Raw genomic sequence first — 20,051 nt, forward strand, 5'->3', positions numbered from 1 at the left:
GCGTTCCGGTTCGCGATCCAACCGCCGGCCGGGCACAGTGGTAGGGGCGACTGCGGGACGGGAGGACGGTGACGTGCGAGGACTGGACGACGCGCTCGACAAGCTGGCCCGCCGCGACGAGCTGCGCCGCCGGGCCGCCGGGGAGTCCACGGGCACCCCGCCGGCCGTGACGGAGTTGGTCGAGGCGATCGCCGCCGTCGTGGGCCGCCACCCCGAACTGGGCGTGACCGTCGGCGTCGAGGGCGCCGGCGACCCGGTGCTGCTGCACTTCGCGCTCGAGGACGGCATCGTGCAGGTCAGCGCGGACAACTCGGTGGCCCAGCGGGCGAGCGAGCCGCACTACGGCGAGATCATCGACGTGGAGCCCGAGCCGACGCCCCCACCGACCGCACACCACCACCACCACCGCTACGAGGAGCCTGCGCCCCAGCAGGAGTACTACCAGCAGGAGTATTACCAGCAGCAGCCGCCCATGCCGACGCCGCTGCCCGAGCCGGTCCCCCTGCAGGTCGACGAGGAGGAAACGGAGTTGGCAGCGAAGCGACTCGCCGCCATGCTCCGCGCCGATCCCTCCCTGCTGAACGACTGACCCGCCACTGAGCGACCGCTGCGCTACGTCCGGCGCAGGATCGCCTGTTCCACCGCGCCGACCCGGTCGGCGAGCAGGCCCACCGCGCCGACGGCCCGGGTCATCGGATCGTCGCCGGCGCCGCCGAGCGCTTGTTCCCGCAGGTACGCCGCCTTCACCTCGGCCCAGCGCGCGGCCTGCTCCGGGGTGAGCCGCCCGCGCAGCTCGGCCAGTTTGAGCAGGTTGGCCTCCGCACCGGAGGTGAGCGTCTGCGCTTCCCCGAGATAGTGGTCGTCGATCACCAGCTCCAGTTCCGCGTCGTTCATGACGGGCACGATCCGCTCGGCGAGCTTGTTCATGTTGCGGTACGACCCCTGCAGCCGGAACGGCGGCTCGGTCCGCGACGAATCCGCCTGCGACGCCGACGCGATGTACGCCTGGTTGTTGCGCAGCACGATCTTCTGCACCAGCCGCATCTTGCGCAGCACCGACAACACCTGTTCCAGCTCGGTGGCGGAGTACGCGTGGCTGAGCCGGTCGGACCGGACCGAGTCGTCACCCTCGGCGAGCCGGACGAGCAGCGGCAGGTCGGTGCGGTCGCGGGCGGACAGCGGCGCGAGCACCGGGTTCGACGTGAGCGCGTTCTCCAGGTACGACATCTCGAACGCGTCCTGCTGACCGGCGAGCACGTCACCGAGGTTCCACACGTCGGCCCGGTTGGCAAGCATGTCCGGAATCCGGAACCGCTTGCCGGTCTCCGTGTACGGGTTACCGGCCATGCACACCGCGAACCGCTTGCCCCGCAGGTCGTACGTGCGGGTCCGGCCTTCCCACACGCCTTCCATCCGGCGCTGGGCGTCGCAGAGTGAAATGAACTTTTGCAGCAGCTCCGGCGAGGTGTGCTGGATGTCGTCCAGGTAGAGCAGGACGTTGTTGCCCATCTCGAGGGCGAAGGAGATCTTTTCGACTTCCTGCCGGGCGGTGGCGTTCGGGGCTTCGGCCGGGTCGAGCGAGGTCACGTCGTGTCCGAGCGCCGGGCCGTTGACCTTCACGAAGACCAGTCCGAGGCGGTTGGCGACGTACTCCATGAGGGTCGTCTTGCCGTAGCCGGGCGGGGAGATCAACAGCAGCAGCCCGGATTGATCCGTGCGCCGCCCCGCGCCGGTCGCGCCGAGCTGCCGGGCCAGGTTGTCGCCGATCAGTGGCAGGTAGACCTCGTCGAGAAGCCGGTTGCGGACGAACGCCGACATGACCCCCGGCTGGTACTCGTCTAGCCGCAGCCGCTCCCGTTCGGCCGCGGCCAGGGCCGTCCGCTGTTTCTGGTACGCCCGGTAGGCCGGCACCCGCTCCTCGCGGAACCGCCGGGTCGTCTCCAGGAACTCGTCCAGCCGCACGGTGAGCTGACCGCCGACGATGCGCGGGTGCGCCGAAAGCAGCCCGGTCACTGTCTCGCTCACCGCGGCAGCCGAGTCGTAGCGGGTCAGCGCAGTTCCGGTGAGCTCGATTGCGGCGGCCTCGACGACATCGCTCGCGTCCCCGGCCTCGGGGTGCGCCCGCTGGAACGCGGAGAGCCACGCGTGCACGAGCTGTTCGCGGGCGATCCGCTCCCCGTCCAGTGCCCGCAGGTCAGCCTCATAGAGCGAGGCGTGCTCGGCGGACAACGCCCGGTGGAAGCGGTCGAGGAATGTCCGTGCGGTCGCGCTGGTGACGAAGCCGGCCGGAGTCGCGGCCAGCTCCTCGACCAGATACTCCCCCACGATCCGACCCGCGGCCCTGAAGCCAGCGGCCGGTCCGGCGCCCGCCGCGGCTACGGAACCGGCCGGCCCCGCGCCCGCAGCTGCGGCGAGGGCATCGGCCAGGTCGGTGAGATCCTCGCCTGCCCCGAACAAGTCCCGCGCGCGGACCAGCGACGCGGCCCGGACTGACCAGGTGGCCTGCTCGGCGGCGGGTAGGCCGGCCCAGAAAAGCTGGGCGGCGGCCCGGACCGGCGCCGGGTAGCGCAGCAGGCCCGCGGCGGCGTGCAGCCGGATCAGGGCGTCGAGGATTCGGGTGGCGTCGCTGTCGTGCACCCCGCGCTCGTAGCCTTCGTCGTAGCGGGACTCTGCTGCCCGGCGTACCCAAAGATCGAGGTCGCCTTGGGGGTTTTCGGCGAAGACGGCCGCGGCAAGGTATTCGGCACGGGAGAGCTCGGTGGATTCCGAGACCATGGGCTGGTCCCAGAACGGACGGGTCGCTAGGAACGCCTCGTCGCGGACCGGGCCGCGGTAGTCGGTGCCGGTGATCGCGAAGGCCAGGTCCGGACCGTTCGGCACCAGCGTGAGGTCGATGGTCTGGGTGTTCACGGCGAAGGTGTGCCGGCCCAGGCTGAGGGTGGTGCCGTCGGCGCCGTACAGGTCCAGTCGGTCGCGGAGAGACCGCCCGGCCTCCTGCCGCGCGGCCTTGACCCGGCCCGCCAGCTCTTCGGCCCGAACCGCATCGCCGAGGGTACGCAGCTCGTCCGCGACCTGCCGCAGCTTGCCGACCATCGGATCGGTGGCGAAGTAGGTGTTGACGTCGTCGAGGCTGCCCAGCCCAGCGACCCGGCGTTGGACGCTCGCGAGGGTGCGCTGGGCGGAGTCGACGAGCCGGTCGGCGCGCCGGGCCCGCTCGTCCAGCAGGGCCTGTCGCCGGGCAGCAAATGCCTCATAGATTTCGGCGCGCTTGGCGGTGAGCTGGTCGGTGAAGTCGTCGAAGTCGCCGAACCGCGACTCCAGCGCCTCGACCTGCAGCATCAGCTTGGCGAGCTGCTCGTCGCAGCGGTCCGGGGTGTCGGCGGCGGAGATCCCGGCGGTCACCGACTGGGTGAGCAGGGCAAACTCTGCGGCGAAAGCGGCCCGGCCCTCGGCCGCGGCCAGTTCACGGCGACGGCCATCCAAGGTCGCCCGGGCGCGGTTGACGCCACCGAGCACCTCGCCGATCCGTTCGAGGATGCCGACGCGGATCGTGGCGTCGGCGATGTCGAGCCCGCCGACCACCTCGGTCACCACCTGCAGCCCGTCGGCCTGCTCGGTGAGGCGCTCGGCGATCGGTGTGGCCGCGGCGACGGTGGCGATGCCGCCTGCGTCGGTCACGAGCTGGTCGACCGACTGCTGGTAACCGGCGAAGGCGTCCGGGCGCTGCAGGAACTCGACGGCGCGGCGGGCGGTCGAGTCCACCTCGGTGGACAGCTCCGCGGCCAGCTGGTCGAGCCGGGCGGTGTCGACGTAGCGCAGTTCGCGCAGGGTCACGACCCGGCCCTGAGCCTGGCGCAGCGCGGCGAGCTGGCGAATCCACGCGTCGGTGCTGGCGGGCACCTCGCCGCGGGCGCGCCGGATCAGCGAGGTGGTGGCCGCGCTGGCCTCCTCGACCGCGGTCGTGGCCTGTGCGGTCAGCGCCTGCACCGACTCGAACTCGTCGAGCACCTGCTCGGCGGTCGTGCGTACCTCGGCGAGCGGGCCGCCCAGGTTTTCCAGCTCGGCGTCGGCCAGCCAGTGGTACTGGTCGAAGAGCCGGGAGCAGGCCGCGATGATCGCCTCGAAGACCGCCCCGGACGGCGTCATCTCGTCGATCATCCGGGACACGGACAGCGCGTCGGCGATGCCGCGGACCAGGTCAGCGTTGCCCACCCGGTCCAGTGGGCCGGTGCCGACCGGCTGCGCGGCGGCGTACGTGTCCGACACGTACGGGGTCTGCCACACCTGCATCGGGTGCACGCGCGTCGGCTCGTCGGAGCCCGCCCGGAAAGCCACGAGCGTGCCGTCGTCGAACAGCGAATAGCCGTGACACGGGATCGGCGTGGCGACTTCCTTGCGAATCACGTTGTACGGCAACAGCAGGTAGCGCCCGGCGACCCGCGCGTGGAAGACGTAGAGCACGTCCTCGCCGTTGACCGAGCGCACGACCCGTTCGAACTCCAGGTCGGCCACGTCGGCGTCGAACGTCTTGGCCAGGCCGGTAGCCAGGTAGTAGCCGCCGGGGAAGATGATGCCCTGGTCCTCGGGCAGCCGCTGACAGGCCTGCCCGATCCCATCCAACCGCACCACGTCCCGGGTCCGGGTGTTGAACACCAGATACCGCTGCGTCGTCTCCTTATACGGCAACACGCGCAGCAGGATCAAAGGGCCGATTCGCGCGTACGCGATTTCCGCGTCGGCGAGGCTCTGCAACTTCTCGTCGACCGGTTCGGAGAAGATGCCTTCGCCGTCCTCGGTGTTGTTCTCCACCTTGACGGTCAGCGTGCCGCCGACCGTCTCCACAAAGACTTCGTCCGCAATGGACACGTGCGGGTGCCGGCCGAGGACGTGCTGCTCACGGGTGGTGAGCGTCCACTCGAAGTCGTGCGCGGGCGGGAAGACGTGGTCGCGTTCGCCGCGGTTGTCGACGTACTCGACCGCACCACCGGTGCCCACCCGCCAGCGCAGCACCTTGAGGTCGTCGGCGCGGGCGCCGGTCTGGAAGACCGCGAGGAGCAGCCCCTCCAGCCGGCGCAACTGCAGCAGGTGCGTCTCGCGGTAGTACCGGTAAAGCTCGGCGAAGTCGCGTTGGAACTGCGGGTCGTCGAGCAGCCCCGGCAGCGTCGCCGCCTGGAAAGCGCCTTCGGCAAATCCGTGTACGGCAAACACATCGCCGATCGCGGTCTCGCTGCGGAGTCCAATGAAGACGTTGTAGCCGAACAGCATGGCGCCGCCGACCTGCACGATGTCGCGGGGCACGCAGTTGTTCTCGGTGCGGACCCGTTCCGTGCCGGCCAGCCGCATCTGCTGCCCGCCGAACGTCTCCGTCCGGCGGGTATTCAGCGCCTCCGCGCGTCCGGCCAGTTCCTTGGCCTGCGCACCCAGCCGGGCACGCAGGACCTCGTACGTTCCGGCGTCGAGCGTCACCGGGCCGCCGGGACCTTGGCATCGCCCAGACCCATCTCCTTGGCGGCGGCGAGCAGCTCACGCAGCTTGCCGGAGTCCTTGCCGCCCGCCCGGATCTGCTGGGTGAGGAACGCCGACAGGGTCAGGTTGGCGACGTCGCCGGTGTTCACCGAGCCGAGCACCCGGCCCAGGTCGTCGGCGAAGTTCGCGGAACCGTTCAGGTAGCGCGCACCGAGGCCCTGGACGACGTCGGAATGCTGGACGAAGCCGTCGACGGCCTTGCCCATCGTGATCGAGCCGATCAGCTTGTCGAAGAAGATCGAGTCGCCGCCGACGATGTCGATGTCTGCCTTCTCCAAGCCGGTGGCGATGAGCGAGGCCTGCGCTTCGGCGATCTCCTTGTGCACGTTGATGCCGGCCAGGCGGATCTCCTTCTCCGTCTCCAACCGCAGCCGGTACTCCTCGTGCTCCCGGGTCGCGTCGTCGAGTGCCGCCATCGCGCCGGCCTTCTCCTGCAGACCTTCGGCCTCGCCCTTGAGCTTCTCGCGAATAGCCTCGGCGGCGACCAGCGCCTTCTCCCGCTCGACCGCGGCCTCGGCGCGGCCGGTCTTCTCCACCACCTCAGCGTTGCGTTCGCGCACCTGCACGTCGGCGAGGCCGGCAGCCGCGGCCTCGGCTTGCGTTCCCTCGGCGAGGCGGATCTTGGCGCGGGCGTCCAGCTCGGCGGTCTGCTGGCGGGTCTCCGCCAGCAGCAGCTCCTCGCGGGCCTTGAACTTCGCGGCGGCCTCGGCCGCCTCCGCGGCCTTGATGTCCTTGACCAGGGCCTCCTGCGCCTCGGCCTCGGCGTTGATGATGACGGCCTGCCGGGTACGCTCCGCCTCCTCGACGACGCGCAGCCGCTTGATGTTCTCCTCCTGCTCGGCGACCGTCTTCTCCACGGCGATGCGCTCGCGGATCACCTCGGCGATCGAGCGCTTCTCCGCCTCGACCTCCTTGTTCTTGGCGATCGTGGACAGCTCGGTCTCCCGGTCACGCCCGATGACCTCGAGCATCCGGTCCTTCTCGATCCGCTCGGTCTCGATCGCGATGACCCGCTCACGGTTCTTCTCGGCTACCGCGATCTCGCGAGCCTTGTTCTCCTGCTGCACCCCGAGCTGCTGTTCCGTACGCAGGTGAGCGCCTTCGGCCCGCAGCCGCTCCTCGGCGTGCGCAAGGGCGATTTCGGCCTCCTCGCGGGCCCGCATCGTCTCGATTTCCCGGCGCTGCTTGATCTCCGCGTCCGCCTGCCGGCGCTCCAGTTCGAGGATCGCCTCCTTGGCGTCCACGTTCTGCCGGGTGATCTCCTTCTCCTCGTTGCGCCGGAAGTCGTTCGTGCGGACCGCCTCGATCGCGGTCAGCTCGGTGATCTTCCGGATGCCCTGCGCGTCCAGGATGTTCTTCGGATCGAGCGACACCATCGGCGTCTGCTCGAGGAAGTCGATCGCCGCGTCCTCCAGGCTGTACCCGTTCAGGTCGGTACCGATCACCTCGATGATCTGGTCCCGGAACTCGTTGCGCTTCGTGTAGAGGTCGACGAAGTCCAGCTGCTTACCGACGGTCTTCAGCGCCTCGGAGAACTTGGCGTTGAACAGCTCCTGCAACGTCTGCTCACTGCTCGCCCGCGTGGTGCCGATCGCCTGAGCCACCTTGATGACGTCCTCGGTGGTCTTGTTCACGCGTACGAAAAAGGTGATCCGGATGTCCGCACGGATGTTGTCGCGGCAGATCAGGCCTTCCCGGCCGGTCCGCGAGATCTCGATCGTCTTCACCGAGATGTCCATCGTCTCGGCCTTGTGCAGCACCGGCAGCACGACCGCACCCGTGAAGGTGACGTCGACCCGGCGCACCTTGGACACGATGAGCGCCTTGCCCTGTTCCACCTTGCGGAACATGCGGCTGAGGAAGAACACGACGCCGAGCACGATGAGCAGCACCACGGCGAGGAGCACACCGAAACCGGTGGAGATCACATCCATTGCGGATCCTTTATGTCGATGCGATATCGGCGGGGACGATCCAGAAGAACTCGCCGTCGGGATCAACGTCGTAGAGCAGGGCGACGGTGCCCGCCTTGAGGTCGTCGTCGCCGGCCTGCCGGACCTGCACGATCGCGGACGAACCGTCCGGGGCATGCACCTCGGCCTGTCCGAAGGACTGCGTCACACGCCCAGTCCGGACGATGCAGGTCATGCCGACGAAATCGGCACGTGACGGCTCGGGACCGGCGGGCAGAAAACGCTTGATCAGAAGTACGCACAGCCGCGCGATCACCCAGGCGACGACGACCGCCCCGGCGAGGATCAGCGCGGCGGGAATGGCGCCCAGCAGCTCAGCGCCGGCCAGGGTGGTGAACCAGGCGAACACAACGAGCAGGGAGAGAACGACCGAGGCGGGCACGCCACCCAGGCCGAGGAAGCCGAGGAAACCGCCGGCCTCCGCGCCGCCATCGCCTTCGGGATCGGCCCCGCCGACCACGACAACGAGCCAGTATCCGATGACGACGACCAGGAGTGGGGTGAGGATGACGGTGGGGAAGCTGAGCACAGCCTCGAAGAACCCACCCATGCAGTGACCGCCCCCGCGTCGTGCCGCAGGCCCCGTCGCCCTCTGTGGCGTCTCAACCCCCTGCGGTGACATCGATGATGGCAGCCCCGGTCAAATCCCGCGCCCCCACTCCGGCCGCACCTAGATCGTCTCTTCGGCCAAGTAACGCTTTGGCGATACATCGCGCGGGCCTATGTGTCTCGGCGTACGACCCATCAAAGACACGAACGCCCTCAACGGGTCAGCTCATGTTCAGAACTTCACGCGTCACAGTATCTGCCAATGCGAGGAGGGTGGCGCGTTCCTGCTGCGGTATAACAAAATTCATCTCGACAGCGTGCGCGATAAAATTATCATCTAATACCAGATGATAATTTCTCACATAGAAAGGCAAATCCTGGCGCCACACCCAGCTCCCATCGGTCAAAATGGATGATCCTCCAGAAATGCGCTCCTCGCCACCAACCACGTCGGTTGTGGATTCCATGATATCCACCAAGGGGATACCCGAGTCCAAATATTCTGCTAAATTTCCTTCAAGCCTCCCCGGCGCCACCCGAACGGCTTCGATCAAGCTTTCACGGAAGATGCCAGGGCGCCGCGGCTCCAGCTCTTTGTATAAGCCGAGGGCTCGCATTCCACACTCCTACACTCGAGTTAGACAGACAAAGCATCAGATGACACTAGGCAGTCATGCATTCAGCGCCCGCCGCAACAATCGGCAACTTCCTAGAAGCAAGAGGGCATCCGATCCTCGATCGAGTTGATTCGCCTTCGCGAGCTGTCGGTGGCCGTGCGTGCTCGCCGGCAGGGTCACGAGGATGGAGCGACGCCAATATAGATCGGACTTGTCTGACGCTCGGTGGGCGTGGCCCATTCTTCGACGCTGCACCCGCCCTACGACCAACCGCTTCCAGTTCGCCGCTATTTCCGCGAGCCGGTTCCACGGTCATGACCGATCAAGATCGACGACATGACCGGCGAACTGGCAACTCGCGTCCCGACGTCCGACGCCGCCGGAGTTTGTAAACCCGCACAACCGGCTTGAAACATGGTGAATCCCGCAGCTCGAGCGCAGCACCACGTCAGCCGGGAAGTCGATGAGGCTTCTCATCGCCTATTGCCGAAGTCGATTTCAACCGCTACTTGGAAGGGGCTCTGCTTCAATACCAATCTGAAACGAACCTCGGCGAGCGCGTCACTAAATTCGTCAGTATTCCGCTCTGAAAGACTGGCATCTCGCTTGACAAACGGTCACGAACTATGGCCTATGGACTAACTCGGGCCAAGCAAGTCGAACCGTCAGAACCGAGTCATTCCTATCGGGCTCCGGGGGCGCTGAAACTTTGCGGCAAGCGCCCATCCTGCCAGGCTCGATCCAAGTCTTTGAAGAAGTCTGCTGACCCCTCCCACCGAGAACGCTCGTCCTGACTCAACGCCGCCCAGGGATCGGTAAAGTCGAACTCGGGGACATGCGCCCCCGTCGACCCTGCGAAGCGCCGACAGGCTGCACACCACGTGTAGCTCACTAAGCTGCGCGCACGCCGGGTAGAGCGATACATGTAGGTGCGAACGGAACGGTGCCCACAGACAGGGCACAGGCGTTCTACAGGCTCTTCACGAAAGGGCCGATTCTTTGCCAGCTTGGTGACGTCACTAGCGTCATAGCGAACCATCTGATGCGCACTCATTGGCGGCGTGTCCTTCTGATGTATTCGTCCTTCTTGCGCTGACCGTACTCCTCAGCCTGGTCCTCACGGTCCAGCTCACCTCGAGTCTGGTGATGATAGATCTCATGGAACACCGTGGCGACGGCCTCATCCATGCTGGCAAGCGCCATGTCGGAAATCTGAATCAGAGGCCTGCCCCGCTTACCTCGCATCGGAGCGCCATCGACATGCGGACTGTTCCCGAACGCTCGGCCGCCATCGGCCTGTTCGATGACGGGAACATGCTCGATGTCGTACTTCCTGACACTCATGCCTGCTTGCCCTAGAGAGCGTTTGACCTGCCGCACGGATACTGCCGGACCGTCTTGCCCGCCGGGCGACGCTTGGGAGGCCCCGCGATAAGGACCAGCCTGGGACGGGGAGTCGAGTGCGCGCCCAGCGCCCTTGGACTTGCGGCTGACGGCGCCGAGGCCGGGTACAACCCCCAGGACTGCCGACTTGACGTCGACGCGCCCGGTGGTGACCGCCTGGGTGACCACTTCGCTGACGCCGTTTTCGGCGGCTTCGGTGGCGAGGCGGCCGACCACGCCGGTGCCGACCTTGCCGGCGATCATCGTGCCGACCTTGCCGGCGATCATGCCGCCGGCGCCGCCGGCCAGGCCGGAGAGGGCGCCGGTGCCCATCGAGCCGAGGGCGTCGCCGATGTTGTGGATGTCGCCCTGGGCAGCGTCCTTCGCAAGGTTGATCAGGGCGCCCGCGCCGACCATGCAGGCCACCGCGCCGACACCGGCCGTGACCGCCGTGCAGGCGACGCCGGCGAGGATGGCGCCGCCGATGGCGGCTACCTCGAGGATGGCGTCCTTGTGTTCGACGATGAACTTGCCGGTGGCCTTGGCGGCGTCCTTGACGACGGTGACCGTCTGCTTGACGACGCGCTTGGCCTTGGCAACGACCGCCTTACCGGCCTGTTTGACCTTCTTGACGATCTTCTTCTTGATTTCCTTGACCTTGTGGTAAGCCTTTTTCACCCATTTCTTGGTGTGCTTCTTGACCGAGGCAACGGTCTTGTTCCAGCCGCGCTTGACCTTCGAGACGCCCTGGTTCCACTTCTTCGCGACCTGCTTCTTGAAGGAGTTCCACTGCCTGCCGGCCGACTGGACCTTCTTCTTCACGTACGACTTGGCCGAGCTGATCTTGGCCGTGGTGTAGTTCGACACCGAGCGGTACGTCGACGACACGAACGAGGTGGTCGTGTTGACGGCCGAGGTGAAGGTGGAAGTTACCGAGCTGGCGGCCTTCTTGATGAAGTTGGGGATGCCCCAGTGGCCGGTGGGGTCGGTGACCGTCATCGGGTTCGCGTCGCCGTACTGGTAACGGTTGGCGTTGATCGAGTCGGGGGCCGGGTTGTTGGAGGCCGTGTCGCGGGTGTCGAACTGGCCGGTGTCGGTGTTGTACCAGCGGGCCATCATGTTGACGCGGCTGGTCGTGTTGTCGGTCCATTCCGACTGGTAGCCGAGGTTGCCGGTCGAGCCGTTCTTGGCGATGACCTTGCCCAGCGGGTCGTAGACCGTGGAGGCGGCCAACGTCGTGCCGGTGGCGGTGAACTGGCCGACTACGTCGTCGTGCAGGTCGGTCCAGGTCTGGGTGGTGACGCCGCCGGACTGCTGGGCGATCACCTCTTCCGCCGCGCCGCGGACGTAGGTGGCGGTGCCGTCGCCGGCGAGGTCGTTGTCGAGGCCGGAGTAGGCGAACCCGTCGCGGATGACCCGACCCAGGGCGTCGTACTTGTAGGTCTGGTCGGCGCCGCCCACCGCGCCCTGCGTGATGACCTGGCCGTAGGCGTCGGCCTTCGTCTGCTGCGGGCCGGACGAGCGGAGCGTGCCGCGCGGGGTGTAGTTGTACATGGCGCCGTCGCCGGTGAGCAGGCGGTTGCGGGCGTCGTACGTGAACGTCTTGCTGCCGTTCTGCAGCCGGTTACCGGACTTGTCGTAGGCGTACGCCGTGGTGGTGGTGCCGTTGTTCCACGAGGTGAGCCGGTCGGCCAGGTCGTAGTCGTAGGTGTTGGTGATCGTCGTGCCGTCGCCGAAGTTGGTGGTCTTCTTCGACGTCAGGTCGTCGTTGTCGTTCCAGCCGTATTCGATCTTCGCGACCGAGGCGCCGCCGGCCGTCTTGAGTTCGTCGCCGGTGAGTCGCTTGAGGCCGTCGTAGGCGAACTTGCGGCTGTTGCCGCCGCTGTAGGTGATCTTGTCGACTAGGGACAGCGAGTTGTACGCGTACGTCTGGTCGACACCCTTGCCGGAGTTGACGAGCTTGTTCAGCCGGCCGGCCCCGTCGTAGCCGTACGCGGTGGTGCCGGCGGCGTCGGTGCGGCTGGTGAGTGCGCCGTCGCCGTTGTAGCGGAACTCCGAGGTGCCGGACGACCCGGTGATGCTGCGAGCCAGCCCGCGGTCGTCGTAGCCGATCTCGTTGCTGCCAGTGGCGTTGGCGAACTTCGTCAGCCGGCCGCCGCGGTCGTACTCGAAGGTCCGATCTTCGGTGGTGGCCTCGGCACCCTGGCCGCTCTGCTTCTTGAGCTGACCCATCAGGTCGTACTCGTTGCTGATGGTGACCCCGCCCGGCAGCGACTGCTTCGCCACCCGGCCGGCCTTGTCGTAGGCGAAGGTGAAGGTGCGGTCCGCCGCCTGCGGGTGGGCCGCCGTCGCCGGTTCGATCTGCGACTCGGTCAGGCCCCACGAGTTGTACGTCGTCCAGAAAGCGTTGCCGCGCCCGTCGGTGAACCGGGTCCGGTTGCCTTCGAGGTCGTAGCCGAAGCTGGTCTCGATGGCGTCGGAGCCGCTGATCGGCTGCCGCTCCTTAACCAGCAGGCCGGTGGCGTCGTACTCGAAGGTGGTCCGGGTCTTGCGGCCGTCGATGGTGGCGACCGCGTTGCCCGCCGCGTCGTATTCCGTGGACTCGCTCTGCAGCAGCTGGTCGGCCGCGTCGTAGGAGGCCGACCGCAGCGGCCGGCCGCCCATGTCGTACTTGGTGGTGCGGTAGGTGTTGTCCGGCATGGTGGTCTTCACCGCACGACCGGCACCGTCGTACGTCATCTTGGTGACGTTGCGGGCGCCGTCCTGGACGGTGACCGGTTCGCCCAGGTCGTTGTACGTGGTGCTGGTCTTGACACCGGTGGCCGAGGTGACCTCGGCGAGCCAGCCGCCGCGGCCGTACTTGAAGCTGGTGGTGGCGGATGTCGCGTCCTGCCGGATCACGTCGGTCGAGGTGACCCGCCGGCCGAGGTAGTCCCAGGTGGCGCTGGAGACCGCGCCGGTCGGGTCGGTCACGGAGAGCAGGTCACCGGTGAGGTCGTAGCTGTACCGAGTAACGCCGTCGTCCGCGGTCGTGGTCTTGGTCAAGCGGTCGAGCTGGTCGTACTCGTAGCGGGTGACGTTGCCGAACGGGTCGGCGACGGTCGCGAGCTCACCACCCGGGTGGTAGGTCCGGTTGATCTCGGCGGTGACCGGGGTCGTGGACCCCGGCGCGGTGTACTCGGGCATCCGCTGCCGGACGGGGCGGCCGTCCGCGTCGTAGTGGGTCACCGACCAGTTGCCGAGGGCGTCCTTGGTGTCGGTGACCTCGCCGAAGGTGTTGTAGCCGGTCCAGCTCACCGCGTTGGCGACCGTGGCACCGTTGACGGTCTCCGCCTTGGCGGCGGGTGCCGTCGACTTCACCGGGTTGCCGTCCTCGTCGTACGCGACGTACGAGGTGTTGCCGTTCGGGTCGGTCGCCGCGACGACGTTGTCGTCCTCGTCGTACACGTAGCTGGTGCGGCTGAGCTTTGGACCACCCGCGGGCAGCGCCCCGGAATGCACGTCCGCAGCCTCGCCGGCGCTGAGCGCTTGCTGGTAGACCTGGACGTCGCTGATCGCGCCCTTGAACTCGTTGCCGTAGGCGGAGTTCCACATGCCGGCGCCGATGACCATCGGGCCGCTGCCCTTGAACGCCTTGGCCGGGTGGGTGCCTTCGAGCTTGCCGTCGACGTAGAGCTTGCTGCTGCCCGCCGCAGCGTCGTACGTGCCGACGAGGTGAGTCCACTGGCCCGCTTGGGGCACCGAGGTGGACAGCGCCTCCGTGGCGGCGCCGGTGTTGGGCACGTCCGTGCCGACGACCATGAAGCGCCAGCGGTCGCTGTCCTTGTCGTAGGACAGGTCGAACGGGGACTGCTCGACGCTGCCGGCGGAGACCGCGCGGTAGAGGCGGTCCTTGTCGGTGAGCTTCAACCAGGCCGACACGCTGAAACTGCGCGAGGTGTCGAGGACCGTGCCGGCGGTGAGCAGCTGTCCCGTGCCGGCGAAGACCGCCGAGCCGCCGCGCTCGTCGCTGTGGGTCACGCCGCCGGTCGAGGTGGCCGGGCTGTTGCCCGCCGTGTCAGCGGCGGGCGACACCGAGCCGGCGAAACGCCAGCGGCCGGCCGGGGCAGTGCCTTCGGTGCCCTCCGACAGGTACGTCGTCTCGGCCAGCGTCCGGCCGGCCGGGTCGACGAGTGCCTCCATCTTGGACAGGACCGAGCCCGAGGCGTCCTTCAGCGTGCTCGCAACCACGTGGTCGTCGAGGTTGTAACTGAGCTGAGTGGTCCGCTTCGCGCCGTCCGGGTCGTGGACCGTGCTGGTCTCGCGTCCGGCGGCGTCGTAGGCATGGGTGACCCTGGTGACGCCGTTGTTGGCGGTCTCCTCGATGACGTTGCCGGCCGCGTCGTACTTCTTGGCGGTCAGCACGAACGTCTCGGTGCCGTCGGTGCGGCTGACCTCGGCCTCAAGGCCGTTGTCCGTGTACGTGTGGGTGGTGGTCCAGCCCATCGCGTCGGTCTCGGTGGCGAGCCGGCCCGCGGGGTCGTACGAGCTGCGGGCCACCACGAGGTCGCGCGGCTCTGCGTCGCCGGATTCGCCCTTCCAGCCGACGAGGATCGAGCGGAGCAGGTTGCCGGCGGTGTCGTACTCGCTGCGGGTGGTCTGCCCGTCGGGGCCGGTCTGGTCGACCATCCGGCCGGAGCTGTCGTAGGTGAACCGGGTCGTCGCACCGCCGGCCGTGGTGTAGCTGGTCTCCCGGCCGAACTCGTCGTAGCCGTGCCGCTCGGTCCGGGCGGCGTCCCCGCCGGTGGCGTCGGCCCGGGTGACCTCGAGCGGGTTGCCGTCCACGTCGTACTTCGAGGTGGCGACCAGGGTGTGCACGGCGCCGGTGACGCGGTTGGTCGACGGCGGGTCGGTTTGGGTGACCTCGCGGCCCATCCGGTCGTAGGTGAACGAGGTGACCACGCCGGCCGGGTTGGCCTCGGTGACCTCGGTCTGAGTGCGGACCTGGCCGAGGGCGTCGTACGCGAACTTGGTGATCTTGCCGTTGGTCTCGGTCACCTGGGCGACGTCGCCCGACTTGAAATAGGTAACCGTCTGCTCGGCTCCCGCCGGCGTCACCATCTTGGTGGGCAGGCCGGGCGGCGGGGTCCCGCCGTCGGCCGCCACGGTGGCGGCATCCGTGAAGGAAGTCCGGGTGACCCGCTTGAGCGGGTCCGTGACCGACGTCAGGTTGCCCTTGTCGTCGTAGGCGTTGCTGGTCAGGTACGTGTCGTCGGTCGCCGACGCGGACCGGCCGTCCCGGACGGTGAGCAGCAGGTCGTTCTTCGGGTTCGGCGCGAGCGTGCTGCTGGTGGCGTCGGGGAAGTAGGTGAAGTACACCGACGAGCACTTGTTGGCGCTCTGGTCCTGGCAGGTGATCGACTGCTTGGTGTTGCCGCGGGCGTCCTGGAGGGTTTGAGTCAGCACACCGTTCGGGTCGTACACCATGCTGGAGAAGCCGCCGACGTCGTAGCCGAAGCGGGTGGTGTTGCCCAGCTCGTCGGTCTGCGCGACGATCCGGTTGCCGTTGACCAGGTCGAAGCTGGACGTCTGCTTCGCACCGGTGGGCGTGGTGACGGTGACCTGGGAGACCGGCATCGGAACGGCCTTCGCGACCCCGGCGATCATCGTCATGGCAACCGGCGCAGTCCGCTTGACCGTGGCGAAGTGCTCGCCGACCTGCGCGCCGTTGAGCGCCGACTGGTAGAAGGCGAAGTCCGCGATGGCGCCCGGGAACCAGCCGGTGTCGGTGGTGCCGTGGGCGGGCCAGCCGCCGGCCCACCGGCCCGTGCCGAGGTAGGCGCTGGTGGCACCGGTGGCCATGAGGTTGCCGGCCCGGCCGGCGACCACGACGCCGTCCAGGTAGAGCGCCTGTGCGTTGGTCGTCGCGGTCAGTGCCACGTGGTGCCACTTGCCGTCGTTGACCGCGGTAGGGGCGGTCATCGGGTTCACGCCGGTGCTGTCCCAGAACTGGCCGCGCAGCTTGCCGTCGGTGCCGACGTAGAGGGCGGGGACCCACTCCGTCGGGTTCGGCTCGTCGAGTGCTGGCGCCTGGTAGCCGAACAGCACGCCGCCCTTGGTGTTGCCAGCCGGCATCTTGAACCACAGTTCGGCCGAGTGCGGGCCACCCGTCGGGATGTCCTCTGGCGGCAGCGAGACGAACGACGTCGAGCCGTCGAACTGGGCCGCCGTCGCGTCCGGGAACGGACCCGCCGCGTTCAGCGTGACGTTGTTGTAGGTGGCGGTGCCGCCGGCGACCTCATTGACCGCGTCGGTCACCTCGTTGTCGCCGAGCCGCCAGTAGTCCTGCGGGCGGGCGCCGAGGACCGCCGCCGCGTAGACGCGGCTGCTGCCCGCGACCGTCGGCTGGTCCAGCTTCCAGGTGCCGCCGTTCTCGTCGATGACGGCATCCGTACGGCCGGTCGTCTTGTTGTAGCCGACGCGAGCGGTGACGCCGCCGCTGGGCCGGAGCACGGCGTCGAGCACGGGCTGCTCGGCCCGGCCGGTCCGGTTCAGCAAGGCCGCCCGGGTGCTGTCGAGGGTCTGGTTGAAGAACGCGACGTCCGAGATGGCGCCCTTGAAGAAGGTGGCCTTCGCCGGGGAGACGCCGGTGTTGGCGTGGTCCGGCCAGCCGCCGCCCACGTACCCGGCGCCGATGTTGATGTTGGCGCCACTGGCGGAGGTGGCGAGGTAGATGGTGCCGTTCAGCGAACCCTTGGCGACGCCGTCCAGGTAGAGCGTCTGGGTGTTGCCTGCGCCCGCCAGGACGACGTGGTGCCACTTGTCGTCGGTGACCACGGTGTTCGAGTTCAGCGCGGTGGTGGCCGAGCCGGTCCACAGCTCGGACCGCAGCTTGCCGAACTTGTCGATGTACAGCGCCGGCGTGTAGTCACCGGTCGTGGTGCCCTTGCTCATCGGGTCGCCGTTGTAGCTGAACAGCACGCCGCCGGGCGTCGCCGTCTTGAACCACATGCTGACGGACTGGTACTGGCCGCCGGCGAGCAGGTTGCTCGGCAGCTGCACGTACGAGCTGGTGCCGTTGAAGCCGGCCGCCGAGGCCGCACTGCCGGGCAGCGGGCCGGGCTGGCCGAGGGCGACCGCGTTGTACCGCGCGGTGTCCATGCCCGCGTTCGACAGCACAGCGCTGCTCGCCGCCGAACCGTCCGGGTCCCCGAGCGGCCAGTACGACTCGGGGTCGAGGTTGAGCACGGTGTTGCGGTACTGCGAGGTGGTCGTGTAGCCGTACTTCCAGCACTGGGTGTTGTTGTCCGGCTGGCACACCGTGCTGAGCCGGTCGCCGTTCTCGTAACCGTAGGTCCAGGTGTTCGCCGAGTCCGGGTTCGCGGCGTCGAGCCGGTCGGTCGCCACGGCGGAGACGTGCGGCGCGCTCGCCCCGGCCGGAGTCGACCACTGCACGGTGAGCTTGCGGCCGGAGGCGCTGGTCAGCGTCGACGGATTGCCGTCTGCGGCGTACTCGAGGGACAGCTTGCGGCCGTTGGCGTCGGTGATCGCCGTCAGCCGGAACACGCCGCCAGCGGCGCCGCGGCCGAAGGTGTAGACGGTCGCCTGCTTGTCGGTCAGCGTGTAGCCCGTGACCGTGGTCCCGCTCTTGGTCTCCGCGAAGGTGGCGAAGCGGCCGGCCGGCGGCACGAACGCGCCGTTTCCGGAACGCCCGAACGCAACCTCCTCGCCGGTCGGATAGGTGACCCGCACCGACTGGACAACGCCCGCAGCGTCGGGAACCTGGGTGGCCTTGGCGTCGAGGATGCTCGACCAGCCCGCCCCGAACGCGGTGTCGCGCCGGGTGTCCAGGCTGTTGTAGTTACGGGTGATCGCCAGCGAGGGGCCAACGGTGGTGACGCTCGCGTCGGTGGCCGAGGTGGTGTAGTTGCCGTTGCTCGCGTCGAAGCCCTTGCCGCCGTTCTGGGCAAGGCCACTGGTCACGACCGGCTGCGGGACGCTGGTGGTGAACGCGTACGACGTGGTCGCCGCGCTGGTCGACACGGTGTCGTTCGCCTTGATCGTGTAGAGGTACGTGGTGTTCCAATCCAGCTTGCCGGCCGGGACGGTCCACGCGGAGGTCACCGCGGGCGAGGTGGCGACGGTGGTCTTACCGTCCGCGCTGGTCACGGTGTAGGTGTAGGTGAGCCCCTTGGCGGGCCAGTTGTCCGCGTCGTGGCCCTTGACCAGCAGCTGCGGGGTCAGCGTCGGGACGACCGCGTTGTTCGCGGGGTAGCGCACGTCGACCTGCGGCGCGATGTTGCTGGCGTAGGTGAGCTCCAGCACCGGCTTGTACTTGCCGCTGTCGAAGTTCGCCGAGGTGAAGCGCTTCCAGGCGTTGGAGTCGCTCTCCGACGCGGTCAGCGCCAGGCCGTAGTTGGGTTCGCCCTTGGCCCACTTGTCGAAGGTGGCGACGTTGAGCGGGACGGTGACCCACTTGCCCTTGGTCCGGTCGCCACCGGTGTTCTTGCAGGCCGCGCCCGGGTCGGTGACAGTGAGCGAGCCGATGGACCCGGAGTAGGACGGGCCGGGCCAGCCGCCCTTGGTCAGGTCGGCCACGGTCCATTTCTCGGTCGACGCGCGAACGTCGAATGCCCGGTCGACCGTGCAGCTGAAGGTCCAGGTCAGGTAGAGCTTGAGCTGGGCCTTGGTGATCCGCTTGCCCTTGAAGCCCTTGTCGTCGAACTCGTCCAGGTGGATGAACGACCGGGCCTTGGTCTTGCCGCCGTCGTAGGTGCCGATCGGCAGGTTGTCGCCGTTCTGGTTGCCGGTGGAGCTGGTGGTGTCGACGTAGACGTCACCGGTGACGCCGGTGGTCGCGGTCGGGTCGACCCGGACCGGGTAGGCCCGGGCGGGGTCGTCGAGCCAGGCCCGGTCCGCCTCGATCCGCAACGCCGAGCCGCCCTGCCAGTCGATGATCTGGTAGGTGACGGCGTGCGACTCGGCCGGCGCGCCCGAGCGCGGGTCGACCTTGGCGTCCTGCATAAAGCCCTTGGGCAGCCAGGCGACGGCCTTGCCCGCGGCGTTGCGCAGCTCGATGCTGCCGGTCGCGTCCACGCGCGGGGTGAGCCCGTTCAGGGCCAGCGGGAAGGTCCAGACGTTGGCCGCCGAGCGCGACTTCAGGACCATCGTCTCCTTGATGCCCGCGTCGAAGGTCTGCAGCTCGAGGTCGGTCTCCGGGAGGATTCCGGCGTAGGTGGCGGTGCTGCCCTTGACGGTCGGGACGACCGGGTTGGCGCCGTCCAGCCAGTAGCCGATGCTCTCGCCGGTGGGCAGCTTCAACTCGGCAAGCTTGGCGCCGCTGGGCTTCGCGGGCTCAGCCTTCGCAGCGTCAGGCTGCGCGGGAGTTGACGGCTGCGCGCCCGCGGCCGGCTCGGCAGCGGGGGTGGGACTTGCCGGTGCGGCGGCCTTCGGTGCGGTGACTGCGGCGGCGACCGAGGCGTCGAGGCTGTTGGCGGCGACGTGCAACCGGCCGTCCGCGCGCTTCTCCAGATCGGTGTCGATCGGCTGCCAGCTGCCGTCTTTGGCCTTGAAGTTGATCGGCCGAACGTAGGTCTTCTCGGTGAGCGAGCCGTCCTCGTTCTTGAACACGTCGGACCGGGCATCGGAGCGGCTCGGGTCCCGGTCGCTGGTCGCGGGGTCGAAGCCGAGCGCAGCGTCCTCGGTCACCTGCCGTTCGGCGTTCGGCACGTGCGGCTGGTACGCGTCCAGCGTGTTCGGCGCCGGCTTCGGAGCTCGGCCCGCCCCACCGTCAGCGGTGGTGACGGTGGCGGAAACCTGGCCGTCGACGCCGCCCTTGCCCTGGGTCTGCTTCGGCCCGGTGGGGTCCGGCTTGGCCCAGGCCGGCCGTTGACCGACCCAGTCCCAGAGCCAGGAAACCGGCAGTTCGGGGTCGCGCACAGCACCGACCGGCGCGGCGACAGTCAGTCCGAACACGACCGCCGTGACGACAGCGATCTTCTTTGAGACACGGCGCATCGCCGCT

Annotated in this window: 6 protein-coding genes; 1 reads left to right on the top strand and 5 read right to left on the bottom strand. The window is 68.2% G+C overall.

The annotated features are described in order from the left end of the window. The first annotated feature begins 73 nt into the window (after positions 1 to 73). Positions 74 to 589 carry a hypothetical protein gene (locus ACIA1L_RS12965; protein ID WP_396072841.1) on the top strand — a complete coding sequence of 172 codons (516 nt, stop codon included), beginning with the start codon at positions 74 to 76 and terminating at the stop codon, positions 587 to 589. Between the two features lie 23 nt (positions 590 to 612). On the opposite strand, the gene ACIA1L_RS12970 is transcribed toward ACIA1L_RS12965, so the two are convergent. The 5 genes from ACIA1L_RS12970 to ACIA1L_RS12990 form a co-directional block, all read right to left on the bottom strand. Then, entirely contained in the window at positions 613 to 5,466 is a 4,854-nt protein-coding gene (locus tag ACIA1L_RS12970) for a DNA repair ATPase (RefSeq protein WP_396072842.1), read from the bottom strand. Further along, positions 5,463 to 7,460: an SPFH domain-containing protein gene (locus ACIA1L_RS12975; protein WP_396072843.1), complete on the bottom strand. Its 1,998-nt coding sequence runs from the start codon at positions 7,458 to 7,460 to the stop codon at positions 5,463 to 5,465. Before ACIA1L_RS12975 ends, ACIA1L_RS12970 begins: the two co-directional genes overlap by 4 nt. 10 nt (positions 7,461 to 7,470) lie before the next feature. Beyond that, positions 7,471 to 8,049, bottom strand: a complete 579-nt coding sequence (locus ACIA1L_RS12980; RefSeq protein ID WP_396072844.1) for a hypothetical protein — start codon at positions 8,047 to 8,049, stop codon at positions 7,471 to 7,473. A 220-nt stretch (positions 8,050 to 8,269) separates the two neighbouring features. Then, positions 8,270 to 8,665, bottom strand: coding sequence for a hypothetical protein (locus tag ACIA1L_RS12985; RefSeq protein ID WP_396072845.1), 396 nt, complete (start codon positions 8,663 to 8,665; stop codon positions 8,270 to 8,272). A gap of 1,050 nt (positions 8,666 to 9,715) precedes the next feature. Next, positions 9,716 to 20,044: a LamG-like jellyroll fold domain-containing protein gene (locus tag ACIA1L_RS12990; RefSeq protein WP_396072846.1), complete on the bottom strand. Its 10,329-nt coding sequence runs from the start codon at positions 20,042 to 20,044 to the stop codon at positions 9,716 to 9,718. Positions 20,045 to 20,051: the final 7 nt, after the last annotated feature.

This window comes from Actinoplanes sp. NPDC051859, assembly GCF_044452725.1.
Taxonomy (GTDB): Bacteria; Actinomycetota; Actinomycetes; order Mycobacteriales; family Micromonosporaceae; genus Actinoplanes.